This window comes from Lentzea atacamensis (assembly GCF_003269295.1).
GTDB classification, from domain to species: Bacteria; Actinomycetota; Actinomycetes; order Mycobacteriales; family Pseudonocardiaceae; genus Lentzea; species Lentzea atacamensis.
Map to the genome: position 1 here is coordinate 1 of NZ_QLTT01000021.1, position 22,100 is coordinate 22,100.

Here is a 22,100-nt window from a genome sequence, read left to right on the forward strand (position 1 = left end):
AGCAGCCCGTCGTCGAGCAGCCCGTCGTCGAGCAGCCCGTCGTCGAGCAGCCCGTCGTCGAGCAGCCCGTCGTCGAGCAGCCCGTCGTCGAGCAGCCCGTCGTCGAGCAGGAACACGGACTCGAAGACGATCCGGCCGATGCGCTGGAGGAGGTCGGCTCCTTCGCTGGTGGCAAATACACCCTGCAGACCTATGTGCCAGATGTTGTCGCCACGAAGTTCCAGCACATGCAGACAGCGGGGCGCACAGCAGAGGTGATCGTTCTCAGCGCGGTCAGGAACTGTGCAGACCGGATACCTCGACTCATTGAGCAGGCCCGTGGCCCAGTCCACAAGGACGGAATCTTCGCTGGGCTTCCCGTTCTCGACCGCAAACCTGGGCGCACCGCGACGGTGAAGTCGAACAGTTCCCGCATCCAGTACCAGGTCTCACAGCGATTCATGCCGGACCTAAAGAAAGTGGCCGACACGTACAACCTCAAGCTGTCCGTTCTGGTTCGTTTGGCACTCGGGGACTTCTTCAACGTGCCGGTGAGGTTGAGCCGCAGCCAGACGTAGACCGAAGGCCTAACATGCAATAGATGAGTGGGGGCTTCAGCCAACAGGGCTGAGGCCCCCACTGTCAGCTAGGGCGGCGGAGGAACGGCCCCCGCCCCCGCCCCGTTTGGGAGCGCTCGATCTGGCCGGGCCCCTTGAGGTTGCCGTTCCGACCGTTCCCGCTCCTCGTAGGAACCTCGCGGGGCTCGACCGCACCGAGCGCCACGTCAGCAACTGCGACCGCGTGCACTGGTCAGCAGGTCGGACGCTGGCGCGTGTGTCGCAAGGCTAGCTCCAGTCGCTCAGCCCTGGATCAGCCGTCCGGTGGGGGCGCGGTGCTCGACCGGCGCTGAACGCCAGGCTCGCGGTTAAGGGCCGACAGACCGCCCCGGAGACCTCCCGCCGAGGTACCGCGCCGGCACGGACCGGCTGCCGGCATGTGAACACGTGGGTCCGCAGCAGCGAGGATCGCGGGGGCGGATCACCAGTCAGCCGGCCCTTGTTCGCCCGCGGGCCAGCTACCTCGAGATGCGCCTCGGTCGCCGACAGGTTCGTCTTGGTTCTTCTGTCGGCGACGCGTGAAAGCTGACCCCCTACCGACGGGTGAAAACGGACCCCCGTCGACAGTAGGGAGTGCTCAACGTGGAGGACTGGGCGGAGATCCGCCGTCTACGCCGGGCTGAGGGGATGCCGATCAAGGCGATCGTCCGTCAGCTCGGTATCAGCAGGAACACCGTGCGGCGGGCGCTGGCCGCCGACGCGCCGCCGCGGTATCAGCGGCCGGCCAAGGGCTCGATCGTGGACGCGGTCGAGCCGCAGATCCGGGCACTGCTGGCGCAGTGGCCGACCATGCCCACGACCGTGATCGCGGAACGGATCGGCTGGAGCAGGTCGATGACCGTGCTCAAGGACAGGGTGCGGGAGCTGCGGCCGCTGTTCGTCCCGCAGGACCCGGCCAGCCGGACCGAGTATCAGCCTGGCGAGCTCGCGCAGTGCGACCTGTGGTTCCCGCCGGTCGACATCCCGCTCGGGTTCGAGCAGGCCGGTCGGCCGCCGGTACTGGTCATGGTGTCGGGCTACTCGCGGGTGATCGGCGCGCGGATGATCCCGTCGCGGCAGAGCCCGGACCTGCTGGCCGGGCACTGGGCGGTGATCAGCGGCTGGGGCCGGGTGCCTCGGGCGCTCGTGTGGGACAACGAGTCCGCGGTCGGGCAGTGGCGGGCGGGCCGGCCGCAGCTGACCGAGGCGATGAACGCCTTCCGCGGCACGCTCGGGATCAAGGTCATCCAGTGTCGTCCGGCCGATCCGGAGGCCAAGGGCCTGGTCGAGCGGGCCAACGGCTATCTGGAGACCTCATTCCTGCCCGGCCGCGGTTTCACCAGTCCGGCCGACTTCAACGCCCAGCTTGCCGAGTGGCTGGTCCGCGCCAATCAGCGCCAGCACCGCAGGCTCGGCTGCCGTCCGATCGAGCGGTGGGAGGCGGACAAGGCGTCGATGCTCGAGTTGCCGCCGGTCGCTCCGGTGACCGGGTGGCGGCTGACGACCCGGCTGCCGCGCGATCACTACGTGCGGGTCGATTCCAACGACTACTCGGTGCATCCGGCCGCGGTCGGCCGGCGGGTCGAGGTCGTCGCTGATCTCGAGCAGGTGGTCGTGACCTTGCAGGGCGCGGTGGTGGCTCGGCACGAGCGCTGCTGGGCTGATCATCAGAGCATCACCGACCCGCTGCATGCGGTTGCGGCCAGTGAGCTGCGGCAGGCACGCCGTCTGGTCGCGGTCCCGGCCATCGACACCGATGTCGAGCACCGCAGCCTGGCCGACTACGACCGCATGTTCGACCTCGGCAACGAGGACCTGCCCGGCAGCGAGGAGATCGCCTGATGACCGCCAAGACCACGAACACCAAGGGCCGAAACGTTTCCAGCGAGATCGCCTACCTCACTCGGGCACTCAAAGCGCCCTCATTGGCAGGCGCGGTCGAGCGGCTGGCCGAGCGGGCGCGGGCGGAGTCATGGACGCATGAGGAGTTCCTGGCGGCCTGCCTGCAGCGCGAGGTCGCCGCCCGCGAGTCCCACGGCGGCGAGGGCCGCATCCGCGCCGCGCGGTTCCCGTCACGCAAGTCGTTGGAGGAGTTCGACTTCGACCACCAGCGCTCGCTCAAGCGCGAGGCCATCACGCACCTCGGCACGCTGGACTTCGTTGCGGGCAAAGAGAATGTGGTGTTCCTCGGCCCGCCCGGAACCGGCAAGACCCACCTCTCGATCGGGCTCGGGATCCGCGCCTGCCAGGCCGGGCACCGGGTCGCGTTCGCCACCGCCGCCGAGTGGGTCGCCCGCCTCGCCGAGGCGCACCAGGCCGGCCGTCTGCAGCAGGAGCTGGTCAAGCTGGGCCGGATTCCGCTGATCATCGTGGACGAGGTCGGCTACATCCCGTTCGAGGCCGAAACCGCGAACCTGTTCTTCCAGCTCGTCTCGTCCCGCTACGAGCGAGCCAGCCTGATCGTCACCAGCAACAAGCCGTTCGGCCGCTGGGGCGAGGTCTTCGGCGACGACGTGGTCGCCGCCGCGATGATCGACCGCCTCGTCCACCACGCCGAGGTCATCTCGATGAAGGGAGACAGCTACCGCCTCAAAGACCGCGACCTCGGCCGAGTCCCACCGGCCAGCAAGACCAACGACTAAAGATCAACCACCACCAAGGGGGTCCATTTTCATCCGTCGCGAAGGGGTCAAGATTCGCGCGCCGTTGACATCTTCTAACTGCAGTGACACTAGGGCGGATGCCGCACTCATCCCAGGCCTTGCTCCCCCCACCAGGACGGTGCCGAAATCGGATGTCCGGGGGAGGTTCACAAGGGGGCCACGCCGACACGGGTGAACCCCTCGCGCCGGACTACCTGAACCTAGGGGTTCTCTGATTGTTGCCTCGGGCCGTGGTGGGCCCAGCGGTAGCGACTGGTCCACCGGGCTCGGTCCGGCGCGGCGAATGGGCCGGGGTTCACCAAGGGGCTCACCAAGGGGGTCACCGACGACAAGATCCAGGGTTCACCCACAGGGGTTCATCAAGGTCGACGCATGGGGTTTCGCCCAAGAGGTTCACCGGGCCTTATCAGGGCAGACGCGCCGGGGGACCTTCGCATGACCCCCTTCGACCAAGGGGGTCCATCGGCGTTGCTGGGGTCACGATGGCGCGCTGTCGATTGTTGGCCCGACCCACTGGGGTAACCGGGTCCACGCCTGTCGGGTCACCGGGTCCACGGCTATGGGGTCACCGCGCACCGAGGGGTTCACTCACCATGGTGACCCCTCGGTCCACCGGACGTCTCAAGGGGTTCGCCAGGTGGTCTACGGCGGGGGTTCACTGATGGCTCCGACATGGGGGTCACGAGGGTCCACTGACACGCGTGCATGGAGCACCAGCAAACGTCCGAGGGCAAGCAATGCGAACCCGGCCATTGAGGGGTCGAACCCGGATCACCCTGCTCGCTGCAGGACCGTGGACGCCTCGTACATCCCCCACGGGGGACCGCCGGCCTTGGGTCGTGCCAGTGAGCCAGGGGGAAGTGCGGAGGATCGCGCCTTGACGAGGTCCAGGTCAGGCGACGAAGAAATGGGGGTCCGTGAGCTGGAGTCGCACCGACGCTTGAACCTCTACCGCATTGCGGTCACCCTAGGTAGTCAATCGGCCCCAGTTCGTCACTCTGTGTCGATGGTTTCGCCGGTTTCATCAATGGTTTCGCCCGAGGTTTCGCGTACCGCTCTGACCTGCGGAAATGCAGCCCCCTCGCGCGTGCGCGCGCGACGCGCCGCTTAGGTGCAGGCTCTGGACACCTCCGGGTGGGACGGCGGGCGGGGTTTCCTGCGGCCGATCTGGCCCGGCCCAACTGCCCCACCCGACTGGCCCGCCTCCACGTGCCGGTCGGCGGGACAGTTGGGGCAGTGGGTGGGCAGTGGGACCGGAGGGTCGGATGGCCCACAGGTGGGGCTGACGAGTCGATTGGTCGCCGCCGCCGTGTTCATGATCGAAGTCAGGTCACTGACGATCGGTCAACCGGGACCGGCCCTGAGATCGTCTCTGCGTGCCACAAGGCACGCCGACGCCGCAAGATGCGCCGAGGGGCCCGCTAGGCCGCCTGCGTTGATCTGAGGCGGCAAATCGAGGCCATCAGTACTGATCATCACGCCGGCCGTTCGGGCATTGCCGCTGGTCAGAGGCGTTGCGGATGTACATCTTGCCGGTCAAGCGGACAGGTTCGCGAAGCGGCTGTAGTGCAACTGATGCGCCACCGTGACCGTCGCTGTCGGCCCGGCGCGGTGCTTGGCCAGGATCAGGTCAGCCTCACCGGCACGCGGGTCTTCGCGGTCATAGGCGTCGGGTCGGTTGATCAGGATGACCATGTCGGCGTCCTGCTCGAGGGAGCCAGATTCGCGCAGGTCTGACAGCAGCGGTCGCTTGTCCTGGCGGCTCTCCACCCCCCGGTTGAGCTGGGAGATCGCGATGACCGGGATGTCGAGTTCCTTGGCGATCAGCTTCAGCACCCGAGAGATCTGGGAGACCTCCTGCTGCCGGTTCTCGGTTTTGCCGCCGGTGACCATGAGCTGGAGGTAGTCCACGACCATCAGCTTGAGGTCATGCGACTGCTTGAGCCGCCGAGCTTTGGTACGGATGTCGTTGATCGTCAGGTTCGGGGAGTCGTCGATCCACAACGGCGCCTCGTGTAGTTGGCCCGCTGCTTTGCCGACAGCTACCCAATCAGCGTCGGTCATCTTGCCGCCGCGCATGGCCTTCAGGTTGACCTTGCCAATCGCTGACAACATCCGCTGGTTGATCTCGTCGGCCGACATCTCCAGTGAGAACACAGCGCTGGTGAGACCGCAGTCGACCGAGACGTGGCGGGCAACGTCCAGGCCGAGCGTGGACTTTCCGATGCCGGGTCGCGCCGCGACGATGATCATCTGGCCGCCTTGCAGGCCGTTGGTGATCTCGTCCAGGTCGACCAGGCCGGTCTGCAGGCCCTTGGGAATGCCGCCGGTCGCGATCAGGTCAAGCCGGTTCATGGTCGCTTGCAGGGTGTCGCCGGAGAGCTTGAGCTCGGCCATGCCTCGGCGCGCGGTCGCCACGTGCACGGTTTTCTGCACCTGGTCGATGACTTCATCCAGGTCCGCGCCGACAGCGCCGTTGTAGCCCAGCTGCACGGCACGGGTTCCGGCTTCGACGATGCGCCTCAGCACGGCCTTCTCTGCGACGATGCGCGCGTAGTAGCCGGCGTTCGCGGCGGTCGGCACGGTCGCCAGCAGCGTGTGCAGGTACGGGGCGCCGCCGATCCGCACAAGTTCACCGCGGCGTTCCAGCTCAGCCGACACCGTGATCGGATCGGCCGGCTCGCCCTTGCCGTACAGGTGCAGGATCGCCTCGAACACGGCTTGGTGCGCCGGGCGGTAGAAGTCGATGGTGCCGAGGCTCTCGACGACATCGGCGATCGCGTCCTTGGACAGCAGCATGCCGCCCAGCACGGACTGCTCGGCGCCCAGGTCCTGTGGTGGCTGCCTGTCGAAACGCGGATCGTCGAGGTCGGGGACCATGGTGGGTCCAGCCACGAGAAGCTCCTTCGCTTGAAGGTAGGTAGGCGGACGCCTGATCGCGCCTACGGCAGCTGATCAGGCGTTTCGAAGTACTAGAGGGATGAGACCCGCTTGACCGCGAGCGGGAGAACCAACTCCGTCTCGTCGGCCGCGAAGGCCTTGGCCTCGCGGTCGGCGATGGCCTTGCCGTTGCACTCCGGGCAGCGACGTAGGGCGTTCGAGTCGGCCGACGTGCGCATACGCGTCCTCGGGTCGCAGTCGGCATCACCGCAGTGCTCTGGGTGGACCGGGCCACTGGTTGAGGACTGCGTCTTGGGGCGCGAGGACGGCTTCGAGGCCGCTTCGAGCACGACCGGCTTCGTCGCGAGGAACTCCATCGGCTCGTCTTCGAGGTAGCCGTTGATGTTGCCGTCGGCGAACGCCCCGGTCACGAACGACACGGGCCTGCGGGTCGCGGCCTTCAGCGCGGCCTTGCCGATCTCCTCGACCTGCGTGATCGTCAGCCGGTGCCGAACCATCGCCGCGGCCATCGCGGTGCGCAGTTGGCGAACTTCCTGCGGAGCGAGCTCGACTTTCGCCACGTTGTGGCGCGTGGCCCAGCCCTCCCAGCCCAGACTGCGGATGACCGCCTTCAGCGCCGCCACGTCGCCCTGGCCCGTGGCGGGCGGCTCCGCCGCTCCGCCCGGCACGGGCTCAATCATCTCGATCTCTCTCTCCGAAGGAGAGAGATCGATCTGATCATTCTGAAGGTGACCCCGGATTCCGGTGTCACGGCTGACCTGCTGGTCTTCGCCGTGACCCCGGATTCCGGTGTCACGCTCGCCACCGTGACCCCGGATTCCGGGGTCACGGCTGACCTGCTGGTCTTCGCCGTGACCCCGGATTCCGGTGTCACGCTCGCCACCGTGACCCCGGATTCCGGTGTCACGGCTGACCTGGGACTCTTCGAACCGGCCGGTCGTCGAGCGGCGAACGGTGAGGTTGCCTGTCCGGGCGCGCTTCCCGGCGCACTTTGCAGCCTGCAGGGCGTTGGTGCGGTCAAGGAGGAACTGGGGGTAGACCTCGTCGAAGGTCTTGGGGCCGACGTATCCGGTCGGGGCCTCGACATCGACATCGAAGCGATAGCCGGCGGGGTTGCCCTCGTTGTCACGTAGCTGGCGTCGCTTGCCCTTGGCGTCGACACCGCCGTCGTAGATCGTCAGGAAGCCGATGGCCTCCAGCTCGTTGAGGAACGGCATGACCTTGTCGCCGCGTCCGAGCTCGACGAGGTAAGCGATCAGGTCGAGGTCCAGCGGCACGTTGCCGCGAGTGCCGTTGAGGGTGAGGTCGGCGAGGATCTCGGCGATGGCGCGTGCCGTGGCGGAGACGCCGCTGTAGTGGACCCATCGAGGGGAGATGCCGACGGAGATCGGGCGCTTCTGGTTCGTCCAGAACGACTCACGCTCTTCGTGAGTGATGCTCATCTTCGTGCTCCTGTGCCTCGTGGAGCACCGCCCAACCCAGTGATATGCACCAGCTACACCTGATATCCCGGCGTAGTGCGCTATCATCACAGGTGCCGCCACCCAGAAGGGTGGTGTCGCCTGAAGGGGCGACACGGCGCAGCAAGTGGGTGGTGACCCAACTTAAGAGCGATCCGGTTAGACCTGGCGAGGAACTTGGCCGGACTGCTCGGGATTCATTTCGTGAGGGGCGAACGGCCGCGAACCGTTCGCCCCTCACGCATGTCTAGGCCGCGATGCCATGCGCTACCACAAGCTCTCGCAGCCTTGCGAGCTCGGCTCGCTCCTGCTCCAACTGCTCAACCGGCACGGCTCGCGCGAGGGGCTTGCCGTGGTAAGTCAGCGTGACCTCTTCGTTGTTGCGAAGTGGTCTGCTCAAGTGACCGGTCTGGCGTGAGAGGTCCTGGATGGCCAGCGTGGTCATCGGGGCTCCTGGTGTGCGTGGTGTCTTCGTGGCGGGGGGAACGCTAGAGCAATCTTCGTAGTTTCGCGAGCAGGGCTGACTTTGTCGGCGTGTCGCGGTCAGACCTGCTGATTGGTGTCGCGGCGTCGACGCCAGCCGCCGACGTCTTCACCGGTCAGATCGGGGTCGTGGGTCTGCGTGTGGAAGTCGGCGAGGGTCTTGCTCCGGACGGCCTTGACCTCGGGGTCGTCAAAATCGACGTCGAAGTTGACCGCACGGCCCACTCGGAGTCCGACGACCCGGCTCGGGACCTTGTGGAAGTCGGCGAACAGCACCGTGGCGTCGTCGCTGGTCTTGTTGCGCGGATGCGCCTCGCCAACCGGATCGCCGGCCTCGGCGTCACGGACTCGGGCGATGGCCGCGGCTGGCCCCTCAAATTCGATCATGTTGAGCGCGCGCGTCCAGCTGAGCAAACCGAACGTTTCCACCAGGCGCGCGGCGCCGTCGGAAAGCAGCGCCAGGCGTACGACCTCGCGCACTGGGAACGAGCCAACGTAGGCGTGCTCGACGGCGGCCGGGTCGGCTGCCGCGATGAAGTAGCCGCCCTCGACGTTGCGTGCGGCGAGTTCGGCCGGCTTCATCAGCAGCAATGCGGAGTCCTTCTCGGCGCTGCCGATCGGGTGTCGGTCGGCCTCGGCGCGTTCGGCGGCCGCGGTGCTGCTGACGCGGTCGTCGCGGAGAACCTCGATCGGATACTCGCCGTCCTTTTCGGTCTCGACCACGAGGGAGATGTCGCCGAGTACCAGGTACTGCACGACGCCGTCCACGAGGCGCACCATGCCGACAGCCGCGGACGGCGTGCCGGGGTCGTTCAGATCGCAGGTGTCGGCGTGCAGGTTCGAGACCTGCTGGATCGCCTGGGCCAGGACATTGCGTAGCGGCGCGTCCTTGTCGAGGGCGCCGGCGACCAGGTACGGGCCGAGGTGGCTGACGTACCACGGGACGCCGTGCTGGCAGCCGGTCGTGGTCCGGACCGTGGCTCCGTCCAGCACGACAGCCAGATCGGGCGTGGTGGCGAACCAGTCCTCATTGGCCTTGGCGGGCGAGCCGGGCGAGGTGAATCCGGTGGTGAACATGCGGGTTCTCCTTCAGTTGCCGAAGTAGATCGGCGTGACGAGTGCGGTGGCGAGGATCGTGGTCATGGCGTCGGGGTCGTATTCGACCCTGATGACTGCTGACCAGGCTTGGCCCTTGGTCTGCTGGTACAGCTCGGCGACGTTGTGGGTCACGTGGTGGACCGCGCCGAGAGTGCCGCGCGAGTGGATCCCCGCGAGGTAAAGGAACGTGCCCTTGCCGTCGGAGCGGGGGAGGCGGCCAATGAACGCGTAGTCGGCGGCTTCGCCTTCGTCGGCGGGGGATCGGTACCGCGTATCGGTGTTCTTGTCGACCAGGAACCAGCCGCGGTCATCGGAGTCGAACACGATTGGCGAGCTTTCGTTGAGGATCAGGCCAACGAGCTGGAGCAGCCGCGGGCTGGTGATCGCTACGCAGTTCGGGCGGTTCAGGCGCAGGTCGAGTCCGGGCATCGGCACGATCTCGCGGGTGGCGCTCAGCCCGTAGGCCTCGGCAGTGGCCGCGAGCATGTCGTAGGCAGCGATCACCTGCTCGGAAAGCACTGCGGAGGCCTCGATCTTCTCGCCGCCGGTGCCAGCTGTGCGGGTTTCGCGCTTGGCACCGATGGCGACGGTGAGGGGACCGTTGCCGAACAGTGCACGTTCGGGCTTCAGCCCGGACTTGAGCAGCTGGGAAAGACGCGCGGGAGTCAGGCCGAGCTCGGCGGCGAACTCCTTCGCCGTGGTCTCGCCTTCGGCGACGACTTCCCTGGCCGCGCTGATGCGGATCTGGCTGACCTCGTTCAGCGCCTCTTGGAGTGAAGTCAGCAGCGTGGTGGCCTGTAGCGCCCGTGGTCTGGGCGGTGTCTGCCTGAGCTCGTCCAGGACGGGCTCGATCAGGTCTTTCAAGTCTCGCATCGGCGCGGCGTCCGTTCTGCCAGGAGTTGGTGCACTCGTGCGGCCAGAGTATAGGGGGGCTTTATCTTGTGCAGTCGGGCTTGACGATTCCGTGTTGAGTTGAATACTGTCAGGCCAGTCAACCCCCCCTTAATCAACATTAGGGGGGATGAAGGACCCGGCTTCGGCCTCTGCTCCTTGAGAACTTCACAGGTCAGCAACACCCGCACCCCTGGCAGCACGCTCGGGCCTCACGGCCTGGCGTAAGCCCGCAAGGACCCGCGTATCAGCGCGGCGAGCGAGCGTGTGGCATCGGACGCCGATGCCGGGAGATCCACAGTCGAGGCTGACCCGAACCGCAACACGAATGACGCGATCCCCGAGACCGGGGTGTTTGCCCGTTGCCCCTACCAGCACGTTTCCGGTGCCGGCGTGGGGGCTTCGGGGAGACCCCACCGACCTCACGAGGAGTACCCAGCGATGATGATCACCGCTACGACGCCGCTGCTGCCCGTCCTGCAGGCCGGTCTTCCTCTTAGGCCTTCCGACGCGGCCGCCGCGGACTTGCCCGAGTACGAACCCATCAGCGCCGACCTGAACTTGATCGACTCGCCCGATCTCGACCTGCTGGACGACGAGCTGTTGCTCTCGTCCGACGACCTTGGTGACGACGGCCTGGACGAACGCCTGGACCAGGTGCTCACGCTCTCCGCCTACGCACACACCCATCGCCAGCTGCAGCAGCTGCGCCACCATGCGCTCGCTGCCGAAACCGCCGAGTCCGAGACGCACCTCACCGACGCGCTGACCCTGGTCGCGGACGCGGCGCCGACCGACCTCAAGATCGGATGCGCGGCGTGACCGCCTCAGCCGTCCACCTGGCCGGCTACGAAATCGACCTGGACCTTCCGCTCTCCGGCCAGGCCGGCAGCCTGCGCGCCGAAGTTGCAGCCGCCGAGGTGTTCGTCGACGCCGCCGCGGATGCCGTCCTGGCTGGTGACATCGGCGCCTTTGGCCGTCTGGACGCGCTCAAAGAGCACCTCGAGCTGCTGCGACAGCGGATAGCTGGAATCTCGACCTCCTGAATCGGTGCTCCGGCACCGGGGAAGCGCACGCGGACCGCAGCCCGGTTCGCCTCCCGCGCGGGCTGCGACCCCCACTCGCCGCGTGCGTTTCCCAGGCCCCCGGATCAACCTGTCCAACTCGGAGCCGCGAAGATCGACGGACTCCCCCTCGAAAGGACCCTGTCGTGAGCACCAACGCCAAGGCCCGCGAGCCTGATGACGAAGACGCGAAGGTCGCCGAGCAGTTCGCCAAGATCACGGCCGACCTGGCTGATCTGCGCGGCGCACCTCTGGATGAGGACGAGTTCGCGGATCGCCTGATGATCGCACCGGTCGACAAGCCGCGTGCGACCGAGCTGGTTCCTGTCGCGGAGTCGGTTCCCCCTGCGGTGCCGAATCGGATTCCAGCCACTGCGGCCGTTGCTCACGAGCCCCTCGCCGACGTGATGCCGCAGCTGGCGCGGCCGACGCGGCCCCCGTTGATCGAGCCGACGCCGCCGCAGAAGCCGAATCTCGGAAAGGTCGATGAGACTGGGCACGCCGCCTCGCTCACTGGCTACACGATGTCGGTCGCCGTCGGCGCCTTCGGTCAGATCGTCTTCCTTGGCACCTGGCTGCAGGACACCTCGCTGGGCATGTGGGGCTGGGCTGTGGCGGCGCTGGGCGCGGCGTTCTCCGAGGTCAGCATGATCGGCGCGGGCAACTCCTCGTTGACCAAGCGTCGCGACGGCGGGCGCTGGAAGCTGCTGCTCACGGTGGCCTGCGGTGTGTGCTTCGCCGCCGTCGCCATGCAGGTGACCCACTGGCTGCCGATCAGCTTCGGCATTGCTCTGGTCTTCGGTCTCGCGTCGTTCGTCGGGTTCTTGATCCACATGGTGATCGAGCACTCGAAGATCCGGGACTACGAGGACCTCATGGCCCGTTACGAGACCGAGCTCGCGGCTTACCAGGCCGAGGTGCATGAGCGCTATCTGGAAGATCTCGCCGAGTACGAGGCCGCGCTAGCGATCCGGCAGCGCCAGGTCGAGGCGCAGCAACGCCATGAGCTCGAACTGCGCTGCCCGCCCGGCGAGCCGGAACTTCCCTCCGCGCCCAAGGCACGGCCGCGGCCGCAGCCACCGGTCAGGCCTGCGGCATCCAACACCGCAAGCGTCGACAAGGACGTCGCGATCGACCTCGGCGTCGAGAACAAGGCGACTACCCCGAGCGAGCTGATCGCTGTGCTCAACGAGCACGGTCACCCAACGCCGCCGAAGTCCACGGTTAAGCGGTGGACCAGGGAGATCAGGGCCAAACTCAACGCCTGATCACGCACTGCCCGTACCTACAGCAGCCCCGGTCTCCGAAGTGGAGCACCCGGGGCTGTTGTGCGAGTCGGACAGTTCCGGCACACCCCAATCCACGGAGGTGCGACATGTCTTACGAGATCGACCTCAAGGCCTTCATTGATGGCTTGCACAACGGCGAGGGAGGCCTGACCGAGGTGCTGCCCAGCGGCGCCCGGCTCGTCGGTTCCGGCGATCAGGCCGTACTGCCGGTGCTGGAGAGGTCCGCGGGCAATCAGCAGACGAGTTAACAGCTCCTGATCCGCCCGTACTTACAACGGCCCGATCGTCCCGAGTGGATGGTCGGGCCGTTGTGCGAGTCGGACGGCTCACCCCGCATCACGATCTATGGAGGTGATCCGATGGCCGGCCACGTCCACACCAAGTCGACTGGCAATGCCCGCCGCACCGCTGGCGGCAAGCTGCGCCAGGTGCGCGAGCCGATTCCGCCTGAACAGCGGGCTGCGGCCAAGCGCACCAAGCAACACCAGGGCGCCCGCGCGGCCATGCTCAAGCGCCTCAACGCCGCTCGTGGCGTGCTCGAACAGCTCGACATCGCGCGCGAGTACGTGATGTCCGGTGTTGCGAAGTACGACAACGACCCGGCCATTGCGGCGGCGGTGAAGCTCCTCATCGCGGTCGGAGACCAGATCTTCACCGAGGGCACGCCGGTCACCCCGGCTGCCAAACAGCGCCGCAGGGCCGCGGCACAGAAGCACCGCGAGCAACGCCGCGTGAAGCGTGTGTTGCTCGCCGAGGGCCAGGCGGCTGTGCGTCGCAAGCAGACCACAGCCCGCACCGCGTGAAACTCCCGCGCTCCCAAGGGGAAGCGCCCGCACGTCCGCATACCCCTGATGGAGGTTGTCCATGTCCGCTGCGCCCGACAACGCGCCACCTACACGAGACCAGCCGATGACGATCGGCGAGTTCGCCCAGCAGCAGATCGGCGACGAGAAGCTCGCCGACGTCCGCTTCCTGCGGCCGGAGCTGACACAGACCGCACCGCAGGCTACGGCCGAGCCGGAACCGGAGACGGCCGAGCTTGAGGTCATCAAGCCTGCCGAGGTCGTCGCCCGCGATGACCTCGGTGCAGGCCGAAGGAAGCCCGGCCCGGCGTTAGTGCTGGCTGCGCGGGAGCTGATTGTCCCGCACTCCGGCCTGTACACCGACAGGCCGGCGACGCCGGCGGAGATCGTGCGGCGTGCCCGTCTGGGCAGCCAGGTGCCCGCGGCCGGTGTGCTGCGGGCGGCGTCGACGGCCTACGGCTACGGCGCGGCCGGCGCGACGGTGCTGCTGCGCACCGTCGAGTGGGTCATCAGGCACCCGGCTCGTCTGGGTTTGGCAGTGCTGCTGCTGGCCCTGGCTCTGGCTTTTCCCGCGACCCGGCAGGTCGCGGTCTTCCTGCTCACGCCGTTCACGTGGGCGCACGACGCGCTCGCGGCTGAGTAGCCCGGCACGATCTCTTGGAGGTTTCTCATGATGTGGCTCGCCGCACTGTTCGCGTTCTGCCTGTACCCGCTCGCGTCCAGGCTCGTGAAGCGCTGGAAGCCGCTGAAGAAGTTGTGGTGGCTTCCCTACGTGATCCTGGCGGTCGCGATCTTCGCGTTGTCGGCCGCGCCGCTGCCGTTCGGCTGGGGCACCGTCGGCGGTCTCGCCGCGAAGATCGTCAAGTGGCCGATGGGCCTGCTCGCCGGGTGGTGGGACATCTCGGTCGCGTGGATCGCTGGGCCGCTGCTGGTCCTGGTGATCATCGCGGGTCTGCTCGACCTGTTCGCCGACAAGAAGGCGGACGGCTTCGCGCGCATCATGCTCATCACCGCGCCGGTGCTCGCGCTGATCGCAACCGGCCCGATCGCATCCGGGACCCAGGAGGTCGTCGACACGGTCGGCGGTGTGGGCCCCGCGGTGGTCGAGAAGGTCAACGGCAGCTAGTACTGCCCGCCCGCATGGTGCGCGTCGACGTGACCGCCTCCATCACGTCGACGCGGCCGGGTTCGAGTCCCGGCACGGGCACGCGAAGGACTAACCACCCACCGCGCCTGCTTGTCTTGCGCCTCAACCGAAAGGGACCGCGATGGACCCATTGACCGCATTCATCCTCGTCGGGCTCGTCGCGTCACTGCTCGTGCGGACCGCGGGGAATGCCGTCACAGACGGGTTTGCCGCCGCGAAGGGAAAGACGCCCCCGTCGCAGAAGCGATGGGAGGCGCGCGAGGCTGAGCGCCGAGCACGTGGCGAGAAACCCAAGGAAGATCCCGGCTACTTCGGACGCTGGTTCGCCAACGCCGTCGAGGAACAGACCGTCAAGGCCGCGCAGAAACACAAGGCCAAGATGGAGATCCTCGAAGAGGACGAGCGCGACAACGTCGACGCGCACAAGGCGAAGTACCGCGAGCAGCAGGCCAGGAAGAAGGCCCGCGCCGAAGCATGGGCCGCCGCTTGGGACCAGGCCGGCGAGACGTTCGCCGGCTGGTGGTCCTCGACCCCGTGGGACGACTGGAAGGAGACGGTCGCGTCAACCTACGAAGCGGTCAAGGAGGCGGCCAAGAAAGCGGCCAGTAAAGCGGCCGACGGGTTGCGCGAGCGCCGCGACGAGAAAGCCGCCTGGGACGCCAACGAGGCCTTCGACGACGACGAGGACGCACGCGCGGCGGCCGCCGATCCGACCGTGCTCGACGGCGAAGTCATCTCGGTCACCGTCCACAACGGCGCCGACGACGATCTCGCCCCTGTAATCCCCCTGTACCCCGAACTGCCAACCGGCACCGACACCGATGGGAGCACCACGATGGCCACGAGCCCCACCGCCGTCACCGAGATCACCGACCTTGAGACCGCGAAAATCCGAGTCACGGACAGTCGCGACTACCTCGTCCGGGTCGAGGGGCAGCTCGCGGACCTGCTCGCCACGGTCCAAGGCCTGTTCAACGGTGTCACCGCCGAGGCGAGCAGCACCGAGAACGACAAGGGCGCTGTCAAGACGCTGGGCTTCAAGGAGAACACCAAGGTCGTCAAAAACTACGGCAGTGCGATCGAGGACATGAACGCGCTGGCCACCAAGCTCGGTCAGGTCCTCACGGCCGTGAAGGAGACCGGAGAGCTCGGTGCCACGGCACGCGCCAAGGCACAGACCCTGCTCAACAGCTTCGTCAGCCAGGACACCGTCGCCGAGACCGTCGGCGCCGCCGCGGCCACCACTGGCGTGGCCGACAAGACCGACTTCTACGGCGCCGTCGCCAAATGATCTGAGTCGCACTCGACGCCACCGCCACCACCCCCCACGTCACCTGGGGCTGGTGGCGGTGGCGTCTGTGAGCCACTCAGCTCGCCCTTACCGCTCGCGCTCGGCGCGGCCCCTCTTGTTCACAGCGAAGGAGAACGTCGTGTCCGCACCCACCACAGAGGACGCCGTCCTCGACGCCGCGGCCGGTGACGCAGACGAGCACCAGGTGCCCACCCGCGCCGCCCAGATCGACGAGCGCGCCAAAAAGATCTACGCGCGCCTGGTCAAGGCCAACGAGGAGCTCCCAGCCGATCAGCGCGAGTCCAACGACGCGCTGCGCAAGCAGGCCCGTGGCAAGGCTAGGTCCGAACTGCGGCGCGCCGCCGCGCAGGCACAGGCCAAGAAGGTAGCCACCAACATCCTGGCCGACCTCGGCAGCGTCCTGCACCGCAACCGCCGCCAACTCGCCCCGTGGTCCATCACCGCCCCCTACGCCATCCTCGGCCTCGGGGCGTGGACATTGGCCAAGTTCGGCGCTGGCGCGCCGGTCGGGATCGCTGTGATCACCGCCCTGCTGGCGGCCGCGGTGATGTTGCTGATGCGTCGCAAGGTCTCGGCGCCGCCCGCCTTCCGGCTCCGGTTCCACGCCGGCCTGTTCGGGCTCACCGCGTGGACGGCGCTCATGCCGCTCACGACCTGGCTGCACCCTGCCGGGATGTGGCTGCTGCTGATCAGCGCCGTCGCGTACCAGAGCCTGGAGTGGTGGCGTGAACACGACCACCCGATCCCCGTCGACCCCAACGCGCTCACCGCCGCCGATATCGACCTGGCCCAGCTCGACCTGACCGGCATCACCGCCGAAGACCTGGCCGCGCTCGGCCTGGACGCCGAGACCGCGTCCGCCGCACTGGACGCCACCCTCGCCGCCGGTGGCGAGGTCGACGCCGCACAACTGCAGAGCAAGGCTCGTGAGCTCGAGGAGGTCAAGGCCAAGAAGGACATCGCCGAGCGCCTGGTCGCCGACTGGGACGTCTACGTCGCCGGCAAGGGCACCTTGCCCGGCTCCACCCTCACGACCGAACGCTTCGTGCCCTACGGCGTGGAGTTCCACCTCAACCTGGTGCGCGGCAAGCAGACCATCACCGAGGTGCGCTCGGCCAAAGCGAAGTTCTGCGCCGCGCTCAACGTCGAGGCCGACATGGTCTCGATCGACCACGGCCCGGACCAGTCGACCATCGTGCTGACGGTGCTCACCGTGTTGCCGTCGACCTTCTACGACGGCCCGGTGATCATCCAGGACGGCGGCGAGGTCTACATCGAGATCGGCCCGTACGCCGACGGCAAGGGCTGCGAGCGGTTCCACGTCCTGTCCAGCCAGCGCACCGAGGAAGAACTCGCCGCGGGCGCGAGTGGCCCGGACATCGACGGCTCGATGCACGGCGGATTTGTCCTGGGCACCAAGGGCTCGGGCAAGTCCCGTCTGCTCGACTCCATCGCGGTCGGACTGCGCGCGCTGGGCATCGAAATCTGGTACCTCGACCCGCAGAACGGCAAGTCGAGCCACGCCCTGATCTCTGAAGCCGACTGGCCGCTGCGCGGCATGCACGGCAAGGACGGCAACTTCTCCAACCTGGTGAAGTTGTGGCGCGCCGCGGTGATCGTGAACGAGCTGCGCGAGAAGGAAGGAGACGCCGCCGGGCACCAGGGCTTTCAGCACACCCGCGAGAACCCCGCCATCATGATCATCATCGACGAGTGCCACAAGGCATTCGCCGCGATCAACCCCGAGACCGGCAACACCTTCGGCGAGGACTTCGCCAACCTCGACCGCGTGTGGCGCAAGAACGGCATGGGCCTGCTCGGCGGCAGCCAGGGCCTGACCATCGACAACTTCGGCGGCAACAACGCAGCCACGGTGCTGCGCGACGGCATGTGCGGCACCAACGCCTACGCGATGGCCTACGCCGGGACCAACATCAGCCTGCTGCCCGGCTACGACGGACAGCCGGCTTCGTCGCTGCCCGGCAACTGCGGCTTCGGTTACGGCACCCGCGGCGAGCGCCCGCACATGCGCTGGCAGTCCCGCTTCACCCGCAACTTCCGCGAGTGGCTGCGCAAATACCCCAAGTCGACGCTGCCCGTACGCACTCAGAAGTGCATCGGTCGCGACTACCTCAACCGCTTCGACGACGCCGTGGCCGACAAGAAGGCCGCGGAAGCACTGCTCGCCGCGATCGACGCCGCCGAGGGCGACGCGTCTGCCCTGCTGCTCAGCAACCGAACCAGCAAGACCACCACCGCGACGACGTCGAGCAACGCCGACGCCTTGCTTTCACCCGCGCAACTTCGTCAGCGGGCAGCCCAAACCGCTGCCGCACAAGCAAAGGAAACCGCTACCGAGAACAGCACCACCGACAACAACACCGCCACGCCCGCGGCGACGCCGAGCGGCGTGGCCCTGACCGACGCCGAGCGGCGCGTGCTGGGCATCGTCGCGACAAAGCCCCAGACGCCGACCAGCCTCGCCGACCAGCTCGGCATCAGCCCCCAGGGAGCTGGCAAGCACCTGCGGAGCCTGGCCGAGAAGGGCCAGCTCACCAAGAACGACAACGGCACCTACAGCACCGCCTGACCCAGCCACCTCATCTGAGAGAGAGTCCGCGATGCCTGATCTGCTCACGATGTCCCTGAACGACCTGCTCACCCCGACCAACCCCGACGCACCGGCGGGCGCACACAGCTACCTCGACATACCGGACATCACAGGCCACGAGGACCTGATCGACGTCCACCGCAAACTGCTCGACCAAGCCGACCGGTACCCCGCGCTGCGTGAGGCCGCAACGCTGGTGCACAGCGCCTCGTCCGCGCTCGCGGTAGCGACCACGGACCGGGCCCGCGACCAGGTCAACGTCGTGTTCCATGCGATCATCGTCGATCTGCGGGGACCTGCCGGGTCGAAGCTGGACGAGATGAACCGGTTCAACAAGACCAGGAGCGAGCTCGAACACCTCTACATGATCAGCCGCGCGGACCGTGCCAACGCCGCGCACGCCACCCCGTAGCACGCCACCACACGCACAGAGGGCCCGTATCCCGTCCGCGGACAGGGATGCGGGCCCTCTGTCGTGTTCAGCCCCGGAACACCAGCACCTCACCCACACCCTCGCCTTTGCCCTGACGCTGGGCGCCATCTGCGCCCTGACCACCAGCCTCGGCGGCTCATGGGCGGTGGTCGGGTGGCTGACCCTGGGCGTCCTGCTCGCCGCCGACCGCCTCGGCACCTGGATGACGGCCGTGCTGTTGGCCAGCGTCGGCGCCTGGCTGTCGGCGATCGTCGCCACCAACGGCGATGCCGCCACCGCCACTGCGGCCGCCTTGGACCAGTCCGCCGGATGGCTCGGCATCGCCGTCGGCGCCGGCTGCCTCGTCCACTGCCTCGGTGACGCCATGACCAAATCCGGCTGCCCGATCCTGTGGCCTCTGATGATCAACGGTGAACGGTGGTATGACCTGCGCCTGCCTAAGCTGCTGCGCCTGCGCACTGGCAGCTGGGTCGAACACGTGCTGATCTACCCGGCCGTGCTCATCGGCTGCGTGCTCGCCCTGCCCGGTGTCGCCGAGCATCTGCTGCTCGCGCTCGAACCCGCTGCGGCGGCCGCACCATGATTTATCCAGCATCACCCGTGAGAAAGGACTGCATGGCACCACGCATCGACCTCGAGGACATCGCAGATGACGCCTGGGAGCGTTATCGCGACGCGAAACGACGCCACGACGAACTATCGGACGGCAGCCACGACAAGATGATGGCCAGCATCGCGATGTCGGTCGCCGTCCTGGCCGCGATCCAGGCCACCGCGGCCCACCGCGCAGAGAAGTAGTCCACTCCGAGAACGAGAGGCCCGCATGCCTGGGAAGCGATTCCCACGGCATGCAGGCCTCTGTCGTTTCGGGCCATAACACCTCCGGATTGTTGTAACCTGGGTTACAACAATCCGGAGGTGTTATGGCTCGGGTCGTGTACGACCCCTCGGTTCCGCCCGCCTACCAGCGGGTGCTGAACCGGTTCGGCGAACCGGTCGGGATCAAGGAGGGCCGGAAGCGGATGTCGTCGCTGGTCACCGCTGCCGAGGCCGGAACGATCACGCTGATCGCACCGGATCGCAGGCGAGGTGGGTGGGCGGCGTTCGTTCCGTTGTCGGAGGTGGCCGACCCGTTGGGCAGGGCGCCGGTGTGGTCGATGGCGGCCGCCCGCCCCAAGCTGGGCGATCTGGTCGCCGCGGCATCCGATTGGTGGGCACCGGTTGCTCAGATTCTGGCTCGCTACAACAAACCGGTCGCCGCCCTGATCTCCGCGGTCCTGCTTGAGGATCGTCCTGATGTCGGAGAGCGGCTTGATGCTGTCGAGCTTCTCCGGAACGGTGCGACGATCACGCTGGACTTCGACCCTGGTGAGACCGGCTCGATCAACGAGCACGGCGACGTGTACGTCGAGCCATACCCGGCGACCTTCAGTGCCGTGGTGCGTGATCACGCCGGAGCGGAGATCGCCTCCGGTGGAGGCGACTCCATCACCGAGGCGTTGCTGAGGCTGCGCCGCGTCAGCCCGTCTGCGCCTAACGCTGACGAACCGCCCTTCTGAGCAGGGAGACACCACCCTCATGAGCATCTTGTCCGCGACGCACCCGTCTTTGCCGCTGCGCGCGGCGACGGCGACCCGCGAAGGCAGTACACCCCCGAACATGGACGCGGCCGCGATCTTCGAGTCCGAGACCGGCGCCATCGCGGCCGCGGTGGTCGACGGCATCGGCAAGGACCCCGTTGGCGCTAAAGCCATGCAGTTGGTCGCCGATGTCGCGGTTCGCATCGCCCCTTCCCGGCAAATCCTCGCCGCGATCCTCACCGCCGCCGGCGTGATCGACGACGCGGGCACCGAAGATCATGTTCCCGACGGCGTCATCGCCGTCGCCTTGACATCTCCAGGCGACGTCACGCTGATCGGCTGGGTCGGCGACTCCCACATCTACAGCTGGAACGGCGAACGGCTACTGCGGCGCACCACCCCGCACACCATGGGAGAGTACCTGCGGCAGAACGGCGACATCGACCTCGCTCCCGAGCACGACAACTGGGTCCGAATCGCGCTCTCGACCGCTACTCCGGCGACCGTCGCGCTCGCCGAGATCCCGCACGGCGAGCTCGTGATCATCGCATCGGACGGCCTCGACGAAACCCTGCTCGAGGAGATCGAAGCGCTTGTGAAGCAGCACGCCGAGGACCCGCAGGCACTTGCCGACGCCCTCGTCGGCGCTGTACGAGAGGACGACGAGGGCCATCGCGACGACGCCACCGTCGCAGTGCTGCTGCCTCTAATCGTCGGCGATGGCGTTGGCTAGGTGAGTGCGCCGGCGACCTCATCAAGGCGGCCGAGCACGAGTTTGTCTCCACCCGTGATGGCGTCGACGACCGTATTCAGTGCTCCTGCGCCGCTGCCGTAAGTTCGCGCCCATGACGGGAAGCACGCCGAACAACGACGACAAGGCTCACGTCCGCGGACAACTCGATCTCTCGGGCGCCCAATGGCAGTCCGGTGGTGGCGATCCCGACGAGGAGCATGTCGAGGTGGCGTTCGTCAGGCACACCGACGGCGAGATGTACGCGGCGATGCGCATGTCGACTGAGCCCGATGGCCCGGTGCTCGTGTTCACGATGACGGAGTGGCACGCGTTCGTCGCAGGTGCCAAGGACGGCGAGTTCGACGAGCCCTGGTAACGAGGATCGCTGGCCATCGCACACGCACAGCGCGTTGAACCGTCAAGAGCCCACTGCGTGTATGTGCTGGTGACAGTGCTCTCGCGCGGTACGGTGCCGGGTCGGGCGAGGCGACTCCCCTGAAACGGCCGGTGCCCCGGCCAGTTCGCATGGCCGGGGCACCGTTCCGTTCGAGCCGTATGCTTCCGAACTCACGCGGGCTCGATGATCCTGCCGTCCTTTACCTTCTGGACGAAGTCGAGCCACGTGCCGATGCCGGGCTGAATCATCGGACCGTCCAGGTCCTTGGTGTCGCGGATGCCGGCTCGCCGGTTCTGGCCCGCGGTGAACCCGATTTCGACGCACGAGCCGTTCGGCTCGGTATAGCTGCTCGTGCGCCAGTTATTGATCATGTGGATCGTGCTCCAACCTGTGTTACGCGGCGACAGTTTCCAGGAACTGCCTCGACGCCTCCTCTGACAGCGCCTGCTCATCGAGGCGCCCGAACATGGTCTCAGCCTCGATGACCGAGGCCTCGGCGTCGAAGTAGTGGGCACTCAGAGCCGACTCTGAGTAGGCCAGCCGCCACTTGTCCGTGAAGGTGACCTGAGGTTCACCCCGAACGGTGGACGGGGCGTAAGAGATTCAGGCAGCCGCTCGGAGTGAATTCTCGTAGTCGCTGGGACTGCGCATCCCGAGCTT

The 22,100-nt window shown here is 67.2% G+C and carries 25 protein-coding genes; 18 read left to right on the forward strand and 7 right to left on the reverse strand.

Annotated elements, in window-relative coordinates; genetic code table 11:
* The 3 genes from C8D87_RS46650 to istB all read left to right on the forward strand — a co-directional run.
* A partial coding sequence (locus C8D87_RS46650; RefSeq protein ID WP_215732673.1) for a hypothetical protein occupies positions 1–557 on the forward strand: 557 nt, incomplete at its 5' end.
* A 612-nt stretch (positions 558–1,169) separates the two neighbouring features.
* Positions 1,170–2,417 (forward strand): IS21 family transposase, encoded by a 1,248-nt coding sequence (gene istA, locus C8D87_RS44680; protein ID WP_112232735.1) that lies wholly within the window; start codon positions 1,170–1,172, stop codon positions 2,415–2,417.
* On the forward strand, positions 2,417–3,217 hold the full coding sequence (gene istB / locus C8D87_RS44685) for an IS21-like element helper ATPase IstB (protein ID WP_112232738.1): 801 nt from the start codon (positions 2,417–2,419) through the stop codon (positions 3,215–3,217). The genes istA and istB overlap by 1 nt, the downstream gene beginning before the upstream one ends.
* Positions 3,218–4,774: 1,557 nt before the next feature.
* Here istB and dnaB read toward each other — a convergent pair.
* From dnaB to C8D87_RS44710, 5 genes are all read right to left on the reverse strand, one after another.
* A complete protein-coding gene (dnaB, locus tag C8D87_RS44690) occupies positions 4,775–6,118 on the reverse strand; it encodes a replicative DNA helicase (protein ID WP_112232740.1) in 1,344 nt (447 codons plus the stop codon).
* Between the two features lie 92 nt (positions 6,119–6,210).
* Positions 6,211–7,581: a hypothetical protein gene (locus C8D87_RS44695; protein WP_112232742.1), complete on the reverse strand. Its 1,371-nt coding sequence runs from the start codon at positions 7,579–7,581 to the stop codon at positions 6,211–6,213.
* A 265-nt stretch (positions 7,582–7,846) separates the two neighbouring features.
* On the reverse strand, positions 7,847–8,044 hold the full coding sequence (locus C8D87_RS44700; RefSeq protein ID WP_112232744.1) for a type II toxin-antitoxin system Phd/YefM family antitoxin: 198 nt from the start codon (positions 8,042–8,044) through the stop codon (positions 7,847–7,849).
* Between the two features lie 98 nt (positions 8,045–8,142).
* Positions 8,143–9,159, reverse strand: coding sequence for a protein phosphatase 2C domain-containing protein (locus C8D87_RS44705; RefSeq protein ID WP_112232747.1), 1,017 nt, complete (start codon positions 9,157–9,159; stop codon positions 8,143–8,145).
* Positions 9,160–9,171: 12 nt separating this feature from the next.
* The gene (locus C8D87_RS44710; RefSeq protein ID WP_112232749.1) at positions 9,172–10,053 is read right to left on the reverse strand and encodes a sigma-70 family RNA polymerase sigma factor; all 882 of its coding nucleotides are present in this window, start codon (positions 10,051–10,053) and stop codon (positions 9,172–9,174) included.
* 459 nt (positions 10,054–10,512) lie between these two features.
* On the opposite strand from C8D87_RS44710, the gene C8D87_RS44715 reads away from it, so the two are divergent.
* The 15 genes from C8D87_RS44715 (at position 10,513) to C8D87_RS44780 (ending at position 21,419) form a co-directional block, all read left to right on the forward strand.
* Positions 10,513–10,893, forward strand: coding sequence for a hypothetical protein (locus C8D87_RS44715; RefSeq protein WP_215732674.1), 381 nt, complete (start codon positions 10,513–10,515; stop codon positions 10,891–10,893).
* Positions 10,890–11,117: a hypothetical protein gene (locus tag C8D87_RS44720; RefSeq protein WP_146772111.1), complete on the forward strand. Its 228-nt coding sequence runs from the start codon at positions 10,890–10,892 to the stop codon at positions 11,115–11,117. Before C8D87_RS44715 ends, C8D87_RS44720 begins: the two co-directional genes overlap by 4 nt.
* Before the next feature lie 164 nt (positions 11,118–11,281).
* Positions 11,282–12,403, forward strand: a complete 1,122-nt coding sequence (locus C8D87_RS44725) for an MFS transporter (protein WP_112232753.1) — start codon at positions 11,282–11,284, stop codon at positions 12,401–12,403.
* Between the two features lie 107 nt (positions 12,404–12,510).
* The gene (locus tag C8D87_RS46655) at positions 12,511–12,672 is read left to right on the forward strand and encodes a hypothetical protein (RefSeq protein ID WP_170166827.1); all 162 of its coding nucleotides are present in this window, start codon (positions 12,511–12,513) and stop codon (positions 12,670–12,672) included.
* Between the two features lie 111 nt (positions 12,673–12,783).
* A complete protein-coding gene (locus tag C8D87_RS44730) occupies positions 12,784–13,227 on the forward strand; it encodes a hypothetical protein (RefSeq protein ID WP_146772112.1) in 444 nt (147 codons plus the stop codon).
* Positions 13,228–13,288: 61 nt separating this feature from the next.
* The gene (locus C8D87_RS44735) at positions 13,289–13,870 is read left to right on the forward strand and encodes a hypothetical protein (RefSeq protein ID WP_146772113.1); all 582 of its coding nucleotides are present in this window, start codon (positions 13,289–13,291) and stop codon (positions 13,868–13,870) included.
* A gap of 27 nt (positions 13,871–13,897) precedes the next feature.
* Complete coding sequence (locus tag C8D87_RS44740; RefSeq protein ID WP_112232759.1) at positions 13,898–14,353, forward strand: hypothetical protein; 456 nt, start codon at positions 13,898–13,900, stop codon at positions 14,351–14,353.
* Between the two features lie 151 nt (positions 14,354–14,504).
* Positions 14,505–15,665 (forward strand): hypothetical protein, encoded by a 1,161-nt coding sequence (locus tag C8D87_RS44745; protein ID WP_112232761.1) that lies wholly within the window; start codon positions 14,505–14,507, stop codon positions 15,663–15,665.
* Between the two features lie 139 nt (positions 15,666–15,804).
* Positions 15,805–18,276: a winged helix-turn-helix domain-containing protein gene (locus tag C8D87_RS44750; RefSeq protein WP_112232764.1), complete on the forward strand. Its 2,472-nt coding sequence runs from the start codon at positions 15,805–15,807 to the stop codon at positions 18,274–18,276.
* 31 nt (positions 18,277–18,307) lie between these two features.
* Positions 18,308–18,709 carry a hypothetical protein gene (locus tag C8D87_RS44755; RefSeq protein ID WP_112232766.1) on the forward strand — a complete coding sequence of 134 codons (402 nt, stop codon included), beginning with the start codon at positions 18,308–18,310 and terminating at the stop codon, positions 18,707–18,709.
* The gene (locus C8D87_RS44760) at positions 18,681–19,313 is read left to right on the forward strand and encodes a metal-dependent hydrolase (protein ID WP_112232768.1); all 633 of its coding nucleotides are present in this window, start codon (positions 18,681–18,683) and stop codon (positions 19,311–19,313) included. Before C8D87_RS44755 ends, C8D87_RS44760 begins: the two co-directional genes overlap by 29 nt.
* A 32-nt stretch (positions 19,314–19,345) precedes the next feature.
* Entirely contained in the window at positions 19,346–19,528 is a 183-nt protein-coding gene (locus tag C8D87_RS44765; protein ID WP_112232770.1) for a hypothetical protein, read from the forward strand.
* A 125-nt stretch (positions 19,529–19,653) separates the two neighbouring features.
* Positions 19,654–20,289 (forward strand): type II toxin-antitoxin system Phd/YefM family antitoxin, encoded by a 636-nt coding sequence (locus tag C8D87_RS44770; RefSeq protein WP_112232773.1) that lies wholly within the window; start codon positions 19,654–19,656, stop codon positions 20,287–20,289.
* 49 nt (positions 20,290–20,338) lie between these two features.
* Positions 20,339–21,043: a PP2C family protein-serine/threonine phosphatase gene (locus tag C8D87_RS44775; protein WP_170166828.1), complete on the forward strand. Its 705-nt coding sequence runs from the start codon at positions 20,339–20,341 to the stop codon at positions 21,041–21,043.
* Between the two features lie 112 nt (positions 21,044–21,155).
* Positions 21,156–21,419: a DUF397 domain-containing protein gene (locus C8D87_RS44780; RefSeq protein ID WP_112232779.1), complete on the forward strand. Its 264-nt coding sequence runs from the start codon at positions 21,156–21,158 to the stop codon at positions 21,417–21,419.
* A 191-nt stretch (positions 21,420–21,610) separates the two neighbouring features.
* Here C8D87_RS44780 and C8D87_RS44785 read toward each other — a convergent pair whose 3' ends face one another.
* Positions 21,611–21,811 (reverse strand): DUF397 domain-containing protein, encoded by a 201-nt coding sequence (locus tag C8D87_RS44785; protein WP_112232777.1) that lies wholly within the window; start codon positions 21,809–21,811, stop codon positions 21,611–21,613.
* Positions 21,812–21,833: 22 nt separating this feature from the next.
* Positions 21,834–22,043, reverse strand: coding sequence for a Scr1 family TA system antitoxin-like transcriptional regulator (locus tag C8D87_RS49390; RefSeq protein WP_411711558.1), 210 nt, complete (start codon positions 22,041–22,043; stop codon positions 21,834–21,836).
* Between the last annotated feature and the right edge of the window lie 57 nt (positions 22,044–22,100).

Bases quoted from the DNA above. Each gene is read 5' to 3' on its own strand.
- istB (WP_112232738.1), top strand. From the start codon at position 2,417: ATGACCGCCAAGACCACGAACACCAAGGGCCGAAACGTTTCCAGCGAG.
- dnaB (WP_112232740.1), bottom strand. From the start codon at position 6,118: ATGGTCCCCGACCTCGACGATCCGCGTTTCGACAGGCAGCCACCACAG.
- C8D87_RS44695 (WP_112232742.1), bottom strand. From the start codon at position 7,581: ATGAGCATCACTCACGAAGAGCGTGAGTCGTTCTGGACGAACCAGAAG.
- C8D87_RS44700 (WP_112232744.1), bottom strand. From the start codon at position 8,044: ATGACCACGCTGGCCATCCAGGACCTCTCACGCCAGACCGGTCACTTG.
- C8D87_RS44705 (WP_112232747.1), bottom strand. From the start codon at position 9,159: ATGTTCACCACCGGATTCACCTCGCCCGGCTCGCCCGCCAAGGCCAAT.
- C8D87_RS44710 (WP_112232749.1), bottom strand. From the start codon at position 10,053: ATGCGAGACTTGAAAGACCTGATCGAGCCCGTCCTGGACGAGCTCAGG.
- C8D87_RS44715 (WP_215732674.1), top strand. From the start codon at position 10,513: ATGATGATCACCGCTACGACGCCGCTGCTGCCCGTCCTGCAGGCCGGT.
- C8D87_RS46655 (WP_170166827.1), top strand. From the start codon at position 12,511: ATGTCTTACGAGATCGACCTCAAGGCCTTCATTGATGGCTTGCACAAC.
- C8D87_RS44730 (WP_146772112.1), top strand. From the start codon at position 12,784: ATGGCCGGCCACGTCCACACCAAGTCGACTGGCAATGCCCGCCGCACC.
- C8D87_RS44735 (WP_146772113.1), top strand. From the start codon at position 13,289: ATGTCCGCTGCGCCCGACAACGCGCCACCTACACGAGACCAGCCGATG.
- C8D87_RS44740 (WP_112232759.1), top strand. From the start codon at position 13,898: ATGATGTGGCTCGCCGCACTGTTCGCGTTCTGCCTGTACCCGCTCGCG.
- C8D87_RS44755 (WP_112232766.1), top strand. From the start codon at position 18,308: ATGCCTGATCTGCTCACGATGTCCCTGAACGACCTGCTCACCCCGACC.
- C8D87_RS44765 (WP_112232770.1), top strand. From the start codon at position 19,346: ATGGCACCACGCATCGACCTCGAGGACATCGCAGATGACGCCTGGGAG.
- C8D87_RS44770 (WP_112232773.1), top strand. From the start codon at position 19,654: ATGGCTCGGGTCGTGTACGACCCCTCGGTTCCGCCCGCCTACCAGCGG.
- C8D87_RS44780 (WP_112232779.1), top strand. From the start codon at position 21,156: ATGACGGGAAGCACGCCGAACAACGACGACAAGGCTCACGTCCGCGGA.
- C8D87_RS44785 (WP_112232777.1), bottom strand. From the start codon at position 21,811: ATGATCAATAACTGGCGCACGAGCAGCTATACCGAGCCGAACGGCTCG.